The organism is Paenibacillus cellulositrophicus (genome assembly GCF_009363095.1).
Classification (GTDB): domain Bacteria; phylum Bacillota; class Bacilli; order Paenibacillales; family Paenibacillaceae; genus Paenibacillus_AQ; species Paenibacillus_AQ favisporus.
Genome location: NZ_CP045295.1, coordinates 2,735,334 through 2,749,547, shown reverse-complemented (window position 1 = coordinate 2,749,547; position 14,214 = coordinate 2,735,334). Strand labels below are relative to the sequence as shown.

Genomic DNA, 14,214 nt, shown 5'->3' with positions numbered 1-14,214 from the left:
TAACCCAAAAGCGAGGTCCGGCTGCCTTTCATGCAGAAGCGGTGATATTTTGCAAAGTAAACAAGTACAAATTTAGTGAAAATAGTTTAAGATAGGGGTGAAATAATATTTTGTATTTAATTTATTTTTATGAAATTTTATTGGAGGGTTGTCATGGTGAACCGTTTCTGGCAAACGTATCGCACAGTGCTGTTTTGTCGGTTATTCGCTAACTACTTCGCACTGATTCTTACCCCAGTCATCGTAGCCGCCGTACTGACCAATTTTTTTGTTGTCCGGTTGATTGAGCATGATGCGGAAAGATTGAACAATACCATCATGCAGCATTTCTCGGAGCAAACCGATGACACCTTCGCCTCTCTCGAACGCGATATGGTGAACATGCTGTCAACTGCAAGCCTCAAGAACTTTCCCGGAACTTCCGGCGATCCGGCCGACCTCACGCAGCACTATGAATGGATTCACTCGCTCATGCAACAAATGAATAAACTGGATTCGGAAGATCTGGTGTACAAATCGTTCCTGTACTTTGCGAGCGAAGATCTTGTCATCGACGGCAATACATACAACAACAAAGACGAGTATTTCCGGGAACAGTATCTGATTAAAGATACGGATATGCCATCCTACTTTGCCAATTTTACTGGCAAGAAATCGATGGTTTTTACAAAACCGCATACCGTATTTGAAAGGCCGCCGTTCACTCGGGACATTGTCTCAACCCACTCGAATACCGCCATGCTGATGAGCTATCCTTTCAACAATAGCAATCCAGAAGTCTATTTGGTCGTGAATCTTGATCTAGATAAGCTTCGCGAGCGATTGGGCATTCAGGAGAAGTGGGTAACGGATACGATGCTGGTCAACTCGTCCGGCTCCGTCCTGATCTCGAACGGATCGTCCGAGCTACAGCCTGATTCATTTGCAGCGATGATTCGTATGAATCCGGAGCAGACTTTATTTTTAAATCAAAATAAGAAAGCGCTGTCATTTACCCAATCCCGGTTCAACGATACTTGGTATTACGTAAGCATGATCGATCTGCCCACCCTAATGAAGCCGGCAAGCACGATCCGCACGATGACGTTCGTACTGCTTGGCATGTTTATCATCGTAGGCGGCTTGGTTTCTTATGATTTGAGCCGGAGGTTGTACAATCCGATTCGCGAAATTAAAACGGGGCTGGAATCGCAGCATCCGCATCTGGACGACGCACCCGGCTCCCACAGCGGCAACGAGTTCGATACGATAAAACGGTTTTCGCATTTGCTAATCTCTAAGAACAAAGAGCTGACACAGACCGTAAACGGCATGTTCCCGATCGTCCAGGAGCAATTTATTGTTCGAGTGTTGTTTGGTGAATACCGCGACAGCCTATCGATCGAATATTACGCAAAAGAAATTGACTTCCCGTACAAGCCGGTATCAGCCGCAACCGTCCTCTGCATTGATATCCAATACTATTCGCCATTCGCGGAACAGCTGTCTGAAACGTCCAAATCATTTATGCTGGCCGAGCTGAAGGAGAAGATTCGCAAGCTGTCCCCGGCGATGATTTGGGTATGTCAAACACGTTCCGAACAATTGTCCTGCGTATTGCATCACGAAGAGAATGGTCTTTGTGCCCCCAAGGAAACAGCGAATGTTATAAAGCTGCTCCTGGAGCATCCTTATTACAAGGCTTCCATTGGAATCGGGGAAACGGTCCATTCCGTCGCCGCCCTCCATCAGTCTTACAACCATGCGCTTTCGATGCTCCATTATAAGAGTTTGCACCCTGGTGCCGAGATTTGCAGCGAACAAAGGGTATGGAAGGAGCGATCGTCAGGAGACAGTTTCTTGTCTTCCCAAGAAGTGAACCGGATCTTCAATAGGTACAAAGCTGGAGATTACAAAAACTTGCTTCAGTCCGTGTTCGACTTGCTGGACGCAGGAATGCGAAGCAATGCGAACGCAGATCAGATGAAGAACTTGGGCACCGATGTGCTGAATACTTGGGCCAGGGCCATCGAAAGTGAGCAAAACGATTTTGACATCTCGGTCTATTCCGAGTTGTTTGCCTCCATCAACCGCTGTGTAACCTGGGAAGAAATGAGGCAAACATTTCGGGAAATACACGGCGTATTGTTCCGGAAAATCGAAGTGCCGGATCGTAAACAACAGTTTGCCGAAATTTTGGACTATATTCGGGCCCATTATAACGAAGAGCTCTCCATTGAGCATTTCGCGGAGCAAATGAACATGTCCGCCGGGCATTTCAGCCGCATGTTCAAGGAAGAGGTAGGTGAGAAATATGTGGAATACATCGCCAAGTACAGGATTTCCAAAGCGAAGCAATTTTTGCTCGAAACGGATATGAAGATCGACGATATTGCCGGACAAGTTGGCTATTGGGGAAGGAATTCATTCATCCGTAATTTTCGTCGTTACGAAGGAATTACCCCAGCTAAATATCGCACGATCCATCAATCATGAGTCTTCTTTTTTTCGAAGTCTCATTTTTTTCACCTGCTTATCATGCGAGTGGCATTGTCATGCGGTTTGTAAAAATGGAGACATCCCGAAAACATGGTGCTTTACCCGCGGAGTGCCACCACATATAGTCAGAGCAAAGATTCGGTTGGCGTTCAAACGCCTGCCAAAGGAGGTGAAACCGTTGTCATTGGATCGAAGCGACGCCGCGAACGCACAAATACCAGCCCGAGATCAAAGTGGAAAGGGCACTTCTCTCCGATTCAAGCTGAAGAAATACAAAACGTTATATTTGCTGATGCTGCCCGGCATCCTGTATTACATCCTCTTCAAGTACGCACCGATGTACGGGGTGATCATCGCGTTTCAGAATTTCTCGATCGGCCGTGGTATCATGGGCAGCAAGTTTGTCGGCCTGCAGCATTTCATTGATTTTTTCCTCAACACGCCGGATGCCTGGAAGCTGGTCCGGAATACGATCATGCTCAATGTATACGACCTGATATTTCGTTTTCCGGCACCAATCATCCTTGCCTTGCTGTTCCATGAAATCCGAAGCCGGAAGTTCAAATGGTTCGTGCAGAGCGTCAGCTACATGCCTCACTTTTTATCTACCGTCGTGATCGCCGGCATTATGGTTACCTTTTTGTCGCAGCAGACCGGAATCGTCAATCATATACTCGACTGGCTCGGCTTCGGGCGAATTATGTTTCTCGGCGAGCCAGGTTGGTTCCGTACGATCTACGTAGGCTCGGAAATTTGGCAGACGATCGGCTGGGGCACAATCTTGTACTTGGCGGCTATTGCCGGCGTCGATCCGACGTTGTATGAGGCTGCAAAAATCGATGGCGCCAATCGGTTTCAACAAATGCGTCATGTGACCTTTATCGGCATGATTCCGGTAATGATCGTCCTGTTTGTCCTGACGCTTAGCCACTTTATGGAAACCGGCTTCCAAAAAATTATTTTGCTGTACAATCCGATGACCTATGAAACCGCGGATGTCCTCAACACATACATTTATCGCCGCGGCATCCTATCCGCCGATTTCAGCTTCGCTACGGCTGTCGGTTTGTTCCAGTCGGTTATCGGATTCGTGCTAGTCGTTTCAGCGAACCGTGTCGTCAAGAAATTTTCGGACACTAGTCTCTGGTGAAGGAGGCCGAGAAATGAAAATCAAGGAAAGCTTCGGCTCGAAGTTATTTGACGCTGTAAATATCTTCCTCATGTCCATCCTCATTATCGTCATGGTCTATCCACTCGTATATGTGTTTTCCGCTTCCATCAGTGATAACGCCATGGTCATGAGCGGGCAGGTCGTTCTCTGGCCCAAAGCGATCAACTTGATTGCTTATGAACGGCTCCTTAGCAATCCGGATCTATGGATCAGCTATTGGAACACGATTCGCTATACCGCCGTTCAAACCTTCTTATCGCTCGCTGTTACATCTGCCATGGCTTATCCGCTTGCCAAAAAAGGGCTCCCTGGCCGTCCGCTGATCCTGTTCCTGGCGGCCTTCACGCTGATGTTCGGAGGAGGGATGATCCCGACCTTCCTTGTTGTACAGAAACTGGGACTGCTTGATACGATGTGGGCGATCGTGCTGCCGTCGCTAGTCAGCACTTGGTATCTGTTCATCATGCGCACCTTTTTCGAAGGATTGCCGGAAGAGCTTGAAGATGCCGCCACCATTGATGGCTGTGGCACGATGCAGGTGTTCCTGCGAATTGTACTTCCGCTTTCGCTTCCGGTACTCGTCTCCATTGGTCTGTTCACCGCCGTTAATCAATGGAACTCGTTCTTCGATGCGCTGATCTATTTGAACGATCGGAGCATGTACCCCTTGCAAATCATGCTGCGCAACATTATTATCGCCGGCTCGAATGTGCAGGGCGAAGGCAACACGGACTATATAGAGACGCTGAAATACGCCATGATTACGATTGCCACAGTACCGATACTATGCGTGTATCCGTTCATTCAAAAATATTTCGTACAAGGCACCATGATCGGCGGAATCAAAGGATAGATGTAGATTCCATCGGAACTTATTCCTATATATCCGATGTCAATATAAGGAGGGTATAAACAAGTGAGTAAAAGAATGATGGCCATCATCCTTTCTGCCGTTATGCTGGGCGTTCTGACCGCAGGCTGCAGTGGAAAAGGCGGGAAGCAAGAAGGGGCAAATGGAGGAGGGACAGACTCACAAAAGCCAATTTCGTTCTCTTGGCTGGTTTACGATCGCCCGGAAGGAAAGGTGAAGAATGATTGGGAGATTTTCAAGGAAATCGAAGCGAAAACGGGCGTCAAAGTGGATTGGCAGGTCGTCAGCCAAGAAGGCCTGACGGAGAAGCGGCAGATTATGATCGCTACCAACACGGTCACTGATTTTAGTCAGCCGACAAATCAAGAGGCTAGGGAGAACGGGCCGGAGAACGTGTTCCTGAATTTGAACGATTATTTGGATATCGCTCCCAATCTCAAAAAGTTTTATGAAACTTATCCCGAAGCGAAAGCTGTGGCAACTGGAGCGGATGGCGGTATCTACGACGTTCCTGTACTCGAAGGTGACCCTGCTGGGAAAGGCTTCAATTATATTTGGATGGCCCGCAAAGATTTGATGGATAAATACAACTTGAAAGCTCCGACAAATATTAATGAATTTTATCAATTCCTGAAAGACTTGAAGGCTAAAGAGCCGGACAGCTACCCGCTCAGCTTTAATACTCCGGTCACGGCGGATACCGGAATGTATACCGTATTCGGAAAGATTTTCACAGGTATTACAGGCTTTTTCAATCAAAGTCCGACAGAAGATAAGTATGAGTTCGCGCCGTACAATAGCGGATATAAAGATGCACTTGTATTTATGAATAAGCTGTATACAGAGCAGCTGCTCGACCCCGAATTTTATTTGTTGACTCCGGATCAGTGGGAAGAACGGTTCTTAAAAGGGAAGTCGTCCGTAACCTACTACTGGAAGGCGGAAGTGAACCCGACGATCGACAAAGCGAAGCAAGCCGGCACGCCGGATTACGATCTGGATGCGCTTCCCGAGTTTGCCGCAGACGGCGTAAAGACCTACCAGTTTTCCCGTCCGGTCGTAGGATCGGTGGGGCGGGCCATTTCGGCGAAAGTCAAAGATAAGGAAAGGGCCGTCAAATTTCTTGATTATCTAGTGAGTGAAGAGGGCACCAATTATTTGTCGCTCGGTATTGAAGGCAAATCGTATACCCTTGAGGACGGGAAGCCGGTCTACATGAAAGAGTTCGGAGCTAGCCCCTATGTGCCGCTGCGCCGCGATTTCGGCGTATGGTACGACAACATTTCGCTGAACAACGCATTGGCACGTCAAACGTGGGAAAGAGGTCTCGACGACAAAAGCAAAGCGATCAACAGCAGCTATGAAAAGTTCATCATTCCCGCCCCTAAGGCACTCGTGAAGACTACGGAAGAGCTCGATCTGGAAAAATCAAAGCTGACCCCGCTCACCAAGTTTCTGGAGCAGAAAATCACCGAATTCGTCACAGGCAAGACACCGATTACCGACGCGAACTACCAGCAGTTCTTGGATCAATTGAAGAAGCTCGGCTCCGATGAACTGCTGGATATGTACAATACGGCATATCAGCGCACGTATGGTTCCAAGTAAGCAGTAAGATTCAAGTCAAAGGAGGGCATGAAATGCAATCCGCATCGTTTATCGTTGATGCTGACATCCACAATGCGATCGACAAACTGCAGGACTTGCTGCCTTATTTACCGAAAGTATGGCACCAACAATGGCTCGAAAGCGGTATCGGTGTGCACGGGCAGTATTATTCGCCCGTAGGTGTATTGCGTCAGGATGCAAAGCCCGACAATGGCGCCACACCCGGAAGCAATCCGCAGTTTGTTCTGCAGCATTATATGGAACCGTTCGGAATCGATTATGGCATACTAACAGGTGGGGGAGAACAGGGCCTTTCTCTTCACGCCGATCCGGACTATGCGAATGCCGTAGCTGCCGCCTTCAACGATTGGCTGGCGGATCATTGGCTTAGCGTCAGCCCGAAATTCAAAGGCTCCATTCAGATTAACCATTCCGATCCGGCCGAAGCCGTCAAAGAGATCGACAGGATGGGGTCGCATCCGGGCATGGTGCAGGTCGTTATGGGAAGCGGAGCGCGTATGCCGTACGGCAACCGCTTTTACCATCCGATCTATGAAGCAGCAGAACGGAATGGACTGCCGGTCGCCATTCATCCGGGCACGGAAGGGAAGGGGATATCCGGCGCCCCGACACCGGCCGGGTACCCGACCCGGTATATGGAATGGCACAATATTCTACCTGCGAATTTTATGACTCATATCAATAGCCTGGTATGCGAAGGGGTGTTCGAAAAATATCCGAAGCTTAAATTTGTAGCGATCGAAGGCGGTATAGCCTGGCTGCCCCATTTGATGTGGCGCATGGACAAAAACTATAAAGCGCTGCGCGATACCACGCCATGGCTCAAGCGTCTACCATCGGAGTATATTGTGGAGCATGTGCGGGTAACAACGCAACCGATCGAAGAACCGAAGCAGCCGGAACATCTGCTGCAAATCTTTCAGATGATGCATGCTGAACAGATCGCCATGTTCTCATCCGACTACCCGCATTGGGACTTTGACAATCCAAAAGTCGTGCTGAGAAACCTCCCTCAGAAGTTGAAAGAGCGTATTCTAGGGGATAACGCGGCAGAGTTGTACGGCTTCCCGATCCCGGAGGGGTCTAAGGAGGCGGGTCCCGCATGAGAGTGAAAGTGGCGGAGCCAGATGCGATCAGCGACGGCGGCAAACTTATCGTAAAAGTGAAAGAGATGGAAATCGGCCTGTTTCGGATCGAAGGTCAATACTATGCGTGGCGTAACGTTTGCCCGCATGCGGCGGCGCCGGTATGCGCAGGGGCGATTCGAGGGACCCGGCTTCCTTCCGATGTTTACGATTATTGTTACGGATTGGAAGATCGAGTGCTGCGATGCCCATGGCACGGCTGGGAATTTGACCTGAAGAGCGGTCATCACCTGGCTTCAGGCAGCGACGCGAAGCTGCGTGGTTATCCGGTGGAAACCGACGATACCGGGGTATTTATTGTGTTGCGTGAACGGAATTGAAGCTTGGTTTGCGGCTAAGGATATGATTCCTTAGCCGTTTTTTTCAAGAACAAACATGCTTAACAGCGCGTCACTGCGGCTGTTTTTTCTTTTAACAATATAAGTACTTGTCAGAACTAGAAGACATAAAAACAAGCAGAACAAACAAGAACAACATTTGAAGGCAGCCGACAAAAGCTGGCTGCTTTTTTCATTAAGCTAACGGGCAGGACGGTTAAAAAAGGAAACTTTAATGAGACAGAGAAATAATTAACTGTTTTGACCAGACTAAGTTCCTCCGTCTGACCGACGGATGTTGGAATTACGCTAACAGGGTATTATAACTCAACACACCATGGAGCAGTTTTGCCGGCGGCAGTTGAAGGTATACAAGGGGGATTGCAATGCTTACGAAGTTGTTAATGCTCTTATTTACTGTGAGTGTATTTGTACTATCTGCTTGTCAGGAACAACTTGTATTAACAGATGAAGAACAATCAAAATATAGAGAAATTGCTTGGAATGCTGTTGATACCGAACAAAGAAAGCATGTTGTAAAGAACTGGACAGAGGCGGATGTTTCAACGTTTAAATACAAAGATCAATGGATTGCACCACAGAAGGATAGGAGCCGTCTAAAGAATCAGGAGTTGGTAATGGTCAGTTTTTCAACTGACCAAGATGGTTTACTGGGTCCAATTGTTGTAGTAATTAATCCAGAAGATAATTCCATTGTGGGTTATTTTCCAAGATACTGAGTGCTAAAGGGAAACGATAACTCAATGAAGACATTAAAGGCATCCGGGTCTTTGACCGGCTGCTGTAATAAGAATCCCTCGTCAATTTATCTGAGAGTACTGAAGGCAGTAAGCTATCGAGCAACGGTAGTCTCAATCATTTAGTATTTGGGGGTATTGAAATGAGCTCTGAACCAATAAACAACGACGTACTAGTTTCGATCTTAATGGATGATTATGACATCTTGGTAACTCAATGTACTTTTTCTGGTCATAACTTTCATGATAATTATGTTATTCAAACCAATGAAGGAAAGACATACTTTATAAGAGTTTATAGAAATGGTATTAGGAATCAAAATGAAATACTATTTGAGTTAGAGTTCATTAATTTTTTGAAAAAAAGAGGATTGAATGTTTCCTTTCCAATCCCTCGAAATGATGGTTTGTATATTACAGAAATAACTTGTCCTTCAGGAATAGCAGAATTTGTAGTCTTCTCATTTGCTCTAGGTAATTTTCCTGATCCAACAAAAGAAGTTAGTTATTTATATGGTTAATTTATTGCAACTTTCCAAAAGGCAGCAAGTGGGTTTGAAGCAAAGCATCAACGAACATTCGATTTAGATTTGTTTCATATTATCGATCGCCCATTAGAGATTATCCGTTCATTTTTATCTTATAGATCTGATGATTTAAAATATCTAGAACATTTAGCCCTAGTCATGAGAGATAAAATAACTAAGTTGCCTGTACATCATTTACATAAGGGAACTTGCCACGGAGACCTTCATTTAATGAATGTTTACATAGACAATAATAAATTTACTATATCTGACTTTGATTGTTGTGCTAATGGATTTCTTGCCTATGACTTAGGTAGTGTACGATGGGATTTTGCATTTGAAGATGGATTGTGGAAAGCATTTTTAAAAGGGTACACAGAAGTGAGGGAATTATAAAATTGAATTGCAGGCCATTCCCTTACTCGCAACAGTAAGAAGTCTATGGATGATAGGACATAACTTCACATATAGAGAAATATACAATGTAGGCGAATGTGATGATGACTTTTGGGACAATAATATTAAATTTATAAAAATGTGGGTTCAAAAGAATAATTATTTCTAGGTAACTTTATAGATCGATATTAGTGCTACAAAAATGAAGGAGCAGTTTTTGCCGGTGGCAACTAGCTGCTCCTTTTATATATTAAGCTAACGGGCAGGAATACATAAGAACGAATCGAAGCAATAGATAATCGCCAAACAAATGGAAAGAGGGAGAATATATGAGAGCATTTATTATTACAGGTACATCTCGTGGTTTGGGTTATGAGATCTGTAAACAGCTTATTAACCGTAATCATCTTATCTTTGCAGTTGCAAGAAACCATAATGACTCTCTGATCGAATTTGCAGCTCAACACCGTTGTAAATTACATTTTGTAAAATATGATCTACAAAACATAGATGGCATTTCAGAATTAATTAGAGGAATAATGGAACGTGTTCATGACGAAATAGAGTCGATTACATTGATTAATAACGCAGCTCAGGTAACACCTTTAGGGAATATAGACGATTGTAGACCTGAAGACGCAGTAAAAAGTATACAAACAAACTTGTTAGCTCCGATCTTGTTAACCCAGTCTTTAATAAACCAAACGGATGAGAAGAATGTTCATCGAATCATTGTAAACGTATCCTCTGGTTCCGCTAAAGATGCGGTGGCTGGCATGAGCGTGTACTGTGCTTCAAAGGCTGCTTTGAATATGTTCACGTCCTGCATACAATTGGAGGATCATAAATCGTTAACCATATACAAGGTAGATCCGGGTATGGTTGATACTTCTATGCAGGAGGTGGCACGGAACCAAAAAGGACTAGCAGTTGCGAATTTTTTTAAGGAAGCCAAAGAAACAGGTGCTTTGAAATCTGCGGAAGATGCTGCGAAAAAAATTATTAGAAGGGTTTTAGCTTCACAATCTTAAAACAAATATTGATGATACATAAGCTAAGGACAGTTAGCAGCAATGGGGGATTAAAATGGCTAAAGAAGTAAGCATTTAAGCTAACGGGCAGTTTTGCGCAACATGGCTGTCTGCAAAAAAATTCTGATTCCCCCTTGAACCTTACGTTACGTAATGATTTATAGTGAACCTAACAGCAGATCAAACACAGGACAAGTGCCAAAAATAGAACAAGATAAATTCGAAAACGGAGGAGAAACAGACATGAGGAAACTCGTATTGTTCATGCATGTGTCGCTAGACGGGTATGCGTCGGATTCGAACGGAGGGCTAGATTGGATTCCGTATAACGAGGAATTTGAGAAGTACGCCGAGGAGGTCGTAGCCGAAGTTGGCTCTCCCGTATACGGACGCACGACGTATCGGATGATGGAGAGCTACTGGCCCACGGTTCTGGATAATCCGAATGCGTCGAGGCACGATATGGAGCATGCCAAATGGGTGCAGGATGTTAAGAAGATCGTCATCTCCGGCACGATGGACAAGGCTGAATGGAACAATACGATCCTGATCAAGGACAATATCGCAGAGGAAATCAAGGCACTCAAGGAGGAGCCTGGCAAAAATCTCGTTATCTTCGGCAGCCCGGGGGCTGCGAAGACGCTGCTTGAGCTCGGCCTGATCGACGAATTTCTACTGACGATTTGTCCGGTTGTCCTGGGCGGTGGAAATTCGGTTTTCGACGGAGGCGTCGAGAAAATCAGGCTCAAGCTGCTGTCCAGCCGAACGTTCAAGTCGGGCATTATCGCGACCCGCTATGAGTTGGAGAAATAGTCGTGCCGTACAAGGTGTTCCGCTCTAACGGGGACGATTGCTTAAAATACAAGTCGGCAGCCGGCCAAGAAGCATGGCTGCCGTCTTTATTTAGCTATAGAGCAGTTTACATATATCGTTAAAACAATAAAAACCCTAAGCGTACAACCTTCCTTATGGACATTCGTGTATAGCGCTGCTATAATGGGCGTATGAACACATATGACAAAATATTGGCAGCTGCTCTTAAGGTACTCGAAGAGGAGGGCGGAGCCCAATTTTCGACGCGAGCCGTAACTGCGATCGCACAGGTTACGGCTCCTACGCTCTACCATCATTTCGGCAGTGCCGATGGACTCCTGAGTGCAGCTATAGTAGAAGCGTTCAAACAGTTATTTAAAAGCAAGATTGCCGCTGTGGAATCCGCTATTCCAGAGATGGCTCTTCGTCAAGGATGGGATGACTATGTCCGCTTCGCGGCAGCCCGTCCTCGGATTTATGCGGCGATGATGGGGCGGTTGCTCGAGGGAGCTCATATCGAGGCGGCAGATCAGTCGCACCAAGCACTGGTGCAAAATGTTCAGAGAGTCGCCGACGAAGGTAAACTGGCAGTGTCAGTCCAGGCTGCGGCAGATCTGGTCTGGGCTTCTGCGAATACGGCCTCTTGGCTGTATGTGACGGCCCAGGTTCGTAAGACACCCCCCCCCCAGCCCGACGTCGTTGATCTCATTCGGGAAAGCGTAATGCAGATCATTTTGATCCAAAAGCCGGAAGACGATTCAAAATGAGGAATTCGATGACAGAGCCTGGCGACCCCAGGCAAAGCCCTAATTTAGAGACGCATAAGAAAGATCGCCTATCCAACCTGGACCACCAGGAGGACGGCGATCTTTTTTATGTCTGGAGGATGCGAGTCAAACGATGTTCGAACCGCAGGACAACACTTCTAGAAAATATATAGCACCGCTATAGACAGCTTTGTATAGCGGTGCTATAATACCCGTATAACAGTGCTATACCGTGATCCACATCTTATCAAACCTAGGAGGGTTACTATGCCATCTAAAACTCAAGAGCTGGTCGTCGTCACAGGTACGTCCAGCGGCATCGGCAGGGCTACTGCGGAGCAGCTCGCCGCTGAAGGATTTCATGTTTTGGCGGGGGTTCGTCGTCAGGAAGACGCCGACAAAATCAAACGCAAAAATATCGAACCGGTGATCGTCGATGTTACCAATATCAACACACTAAAGGCGCTGGCCGAACGGGTGGAGCAAGATCCGCTTGGTCGCCCTTTGCGGGCCGTGGTCAACAATGCCGGCATCGCCGTTAATGCCCCTCTCGAGATGGTTCCGCTGGATGAATTTCGGCGCCAGATCGAAGTCAGCGTGATCGGACAGGTCGCGGTTATTCAGTCGCTTACCCCGGCCTTGCTGAACAGCGGAGGGCGCGTGGTCAATATCGGTTCGCTTGGGGGCAAGGTCTCCATGCCCGGGTTCGGAATTTATTCGGCTGCAAAGTATGCTATGGAAGCGATCAATGACAGTCTCCGCAGGGAGATGTCCTCGTTTGGCCTCAAGGTCATCATGATCACGCCGGGTGGCGTCAGCACGGGCCTGTCGGAACAAGGGATTACGACAGCGGAGCGGCTGGCCAAGTTAATGACACCGGACCAGCACAGGCGCCATGATCGTCTTTTTGATGCCGTGAAGGCTCAGGCTGAAACATGGGCAACGGACGGTATCCGCCCCGAGAAAGTGGCAGCAGTGGTTTCACGAGCCATCCACGTAAGTAAGCCGCGCACCCGCTATACGGTCGGTCGCGATTCCGCGCTGCTGACCCGACTGGTCCGTATTCTCCCAGACAAACTCCTCGATCGGATGCTCCGCAGCCAGATGAAGCTGCAGTAAGGGATATTTTTACGAATGCCCCATTACAAAACAGGAGAATGAATGATGTCACAAAAACAGTTTGAACATGCCATTATTGTAGGTGGATCTTTAGGTGGTCTAATGATGGGGCTTGCGTTATCCCGTTCTGGCTATACAGTGACCATTCTTGAACGTGCAGATTCATCATTAAGAAATGGTGCTTTTATTCGCTTACACACAAAGCCCTATCGTAACAGTGAAATTGAACGTGAATTAAGACACTTGGCATCCAATGGTAGCAACCATGTTGAAGCTTGGTCAGCCATTCAAGAACGTTTGCGCAATGCGGTCGCTAAAGAACCTGGCATTACCCTCCAGCACCATACACGAATTGTTAGTGTTGGGCAAAATGAATCATCTGCTTGGGCTACCAGTGAAGAGGAGCAGACGTTTAAAGGAGACTTTTTAATTGGCGCAGATGGATATCGCAGTATTGTCCGCCGTTATTTAAGCCCTGACAAACCATTTGCAGATTATGCTGGCTATCTGGCTTGGGTAGGGAAAGTGGATGAAAATTTGCTACCCAAGAAAGACTGGAAAAAACGGCAGCTTTCGAGCGCTTATTTCAACGATAGTGCTGCCGGTAAATTAACAACTGCGGTGATGCCAGGGAAAGAGGGGGGAACCCATCCTGGCCAGCGATGGATAGGTTTTTGCTGGTTTGATCATTCGCATAATCCATTGCTGTCTGAATTAGGCGTGTTAAAGGACGGGATTGCCCAGCATTCCTTATACGGTGAAGCTATTCCGGATTCGCTGCTGGAAGAACTATCACAAACCAGCCAAGCCCATTGGAGCAAAGAAGATGATACGATTTTGCAAATCGCGATTAAGGACCGCAGCTTAATTGGGGCACCTGTTAATGAATACATCCCTAATATATTGTCAAAAGGAAGAATAGCCATGATCGGCGACGCAGCTCATACCATGTCACCAATGACGGGTGCAGGCTTTAATGACTCACTTGATGATACGGTTGCCATTATGGACTCTATTAAACAGTATCCGAATTCGATAACAAAAGCTTTGAGTGAATACCAAACACGCCGTTTAGATGTGGTTCGTCAAGATGTTCTAGCTGGCCAAGGCTTTAATCGTTCTTTTGGACGCTTATAACAACATGAAAATAAGCCATTGATACACTGGAATTTCAAACATAAACGGGGAATTT

General features: G+C 46.6%; 14 protein-coding genes. All 14 read left to right on the top strand.

What is annotated here, in order from left to right:
* Window positions 1-153: 153 nt before the first annotated feature.
* The 14 genes from GCU45_RS12405 (at window position 154) to GCU45_RS12340 (ending at window position 14,159) form a co-directional block, all read left to right on the top strand.
* On the top strand, window positions 154-2,475 hold the full coding sequence (locus tag GCU45_RS12405; protein ID WP_244364538.1) for a helix-turn-helix domain-containing protein: 2,322 nt from the start codon (window positions 154-156) through the stop codon (window positions 2,473-2,475).
* A 295-nt stretch (window positions 2,476-2,770) separates the two neighbouring features.
* The gene (locus GCU45_RS12400) at window positions 2,771-3,628 is read left to right on the top strand and encodes an ABC transporter permease (RefSeq protein WP_152403012.1); all 858 of its coding nucleotides are present in this window, start codon (window positions 2,771-2,773) and stop codon (window positions 3,626-3,628) included.
* A 13-nt stretch (window positions 3,629-3,641) separates the two neighbouring features.
* Window positions 3,642-4,502 (top strand): carbohydrate ABC transporter permease, encoded by an 861-nt coding sequence (locus tag GCU45_RS12395; protein ID WP_152399176.1) that lies wholly within the window; start codon window positions 3,642-3,644, stop codon window positions 4,500-4,502.
* A gap of 63 nt (window positions 4,503-4,565) precedes the next feature.
* Window positions 4,566-6,128: an extracellular solute-binding protein gene (locus tag GCU45_RS12390; protein WP_152399175.1), complete on the top strand. Its 1,563-nt coding sequence runs from the start codon at window positions 4,566-4,568 to the stop codon at window positions 6,126-6,128.
* A gap of 32 nt (window positions 6,129-6,160) precedes the next feature.
* Complete coding sequence (locus tag GCU45_RS12385) at window positions 6,161-7,255, top strand: amidohydrolase family protein (protein WP_152399174.1); 1,095 nt, start codon at window positions 6,161-6,163, stop codon at window positions 7,253-7,255.
* Window positions 7,252-7,614: a Rieske (2Fe-2S) protein gene (locus tag GCU45_RS12380; RefSeq protein ID WP_152399173.1), complete on the top strand. Its 363-nt coding sequence runs from the start codon at window positions 7,252-7,254 to the stop codon at window positions 7,612-7,614. Before GCU45_RS12385 ends, GCU45_RS12380 begins: the two co-directional genes overlap by 4 nt.
* Before the next feature lie 383 nt (window positions 7,615-7,997).
* The gene (locus GCU45_RS12375; RefSeq protein WP_152399172.1) at window positions 7,998-8,351 is read left to right on the top strand and encodes a hypothetical protein; all 354 of its coding nucleotides are present in this window, start codon (window positions 7,998-8,000) and stop codon (window positions 8,349-8,351) included.
* Between the two features lie 161 nt (window positions 8,352-8,512).
* Window positions 8,513-8,890 carry an aminoglycoside phosphotransferase/kinase family protein gene (locus GCU45_RS12370; RefSeq protein WP_152399171.1) on the top strand — a complete coding sequence of 126 codons (378 nt, stop codon included), beginning with the start codon at window positions 8,513-8,515 and terminating at the stop codon, window positions 8,888-8,890.
* Between the two features lie 69 nt (window positions 8,891-8,959).
* The gene (locus tag GCU45_RS34560; RefSeq protein WP_167527127.1) at window positions 8,960-9,292 is read left to right on the top strand and encodes a phosphotransferase; all 333 of its coding nucleotides are present in this window, start codon (window positions 8,960-8,962) and stop codon (window positions 9,290-9,292) included.
* Window positions 9,293-9,621: 329 nt separating this feature from the next.
* Complete coding sequence (locus GCU45_RS12360; protein WP_152399170.1) at window positions 9,622-10,323, top strand: SDR family NAD(P)-dependent oxidoreductase; 702 nt, start codon at window positions 9,622-9,624, stop codon at window positions 10,321-10,323.
* Window positions 10,324-10,566: 243 nt separating this feature from the next.
* Window positions 10,567-11,136 carry a dihydrofolate reductase family protein gene (locus GCU45_RS12355; protein WP_076177072.1) on the top strand — a complete coding sequence of 190 codons (570 nt, stop codon included), beginning with the start codon at window positions 10,567-10,569 and terminating at the stop codon, window positions 11,134-11,136.
* A 191-nt stretch (window positions 11,137-11,327) separates the two neighbouring features.
* Entirely contained in the window at window positions 11,328-11,903 is a 576-nt protein-coding gene (locus GCU45_RS12350) for a TetR/AcrR family transcriptional regulator (RefSeq protein ID WP_152399169.1), read from the top strand.
* A 267-nt stretch (window positions 11,904-12,170) separates the two neighbouring features.
* Window positions 12,171-13,022, top strand: a complete 852-nt coding sequence (locus GCU45_RS12345; protein WP_152399168.1) for an SDR family NAD(P)-dependent oxidoreductase — start codon at window positions 12,171-12,173, stop codon at window positions 13,020-13,022.
* A 42-nt stretch (window positions 13,023-13,064) separates the two neighbouring features.
* Window positions 13,065-14,159, top strand: coding sequence for an FAD-dependent monooxygenase (locus GCU45_RS12340; protein ID WP_152399167.1), 1,095 nt, complete (start codon window positions 13,065-13,067; stop codon window positions 14,157-14,159).
* Window positions 14,160-14,214 lie beyond the last annotated feature (55 nt).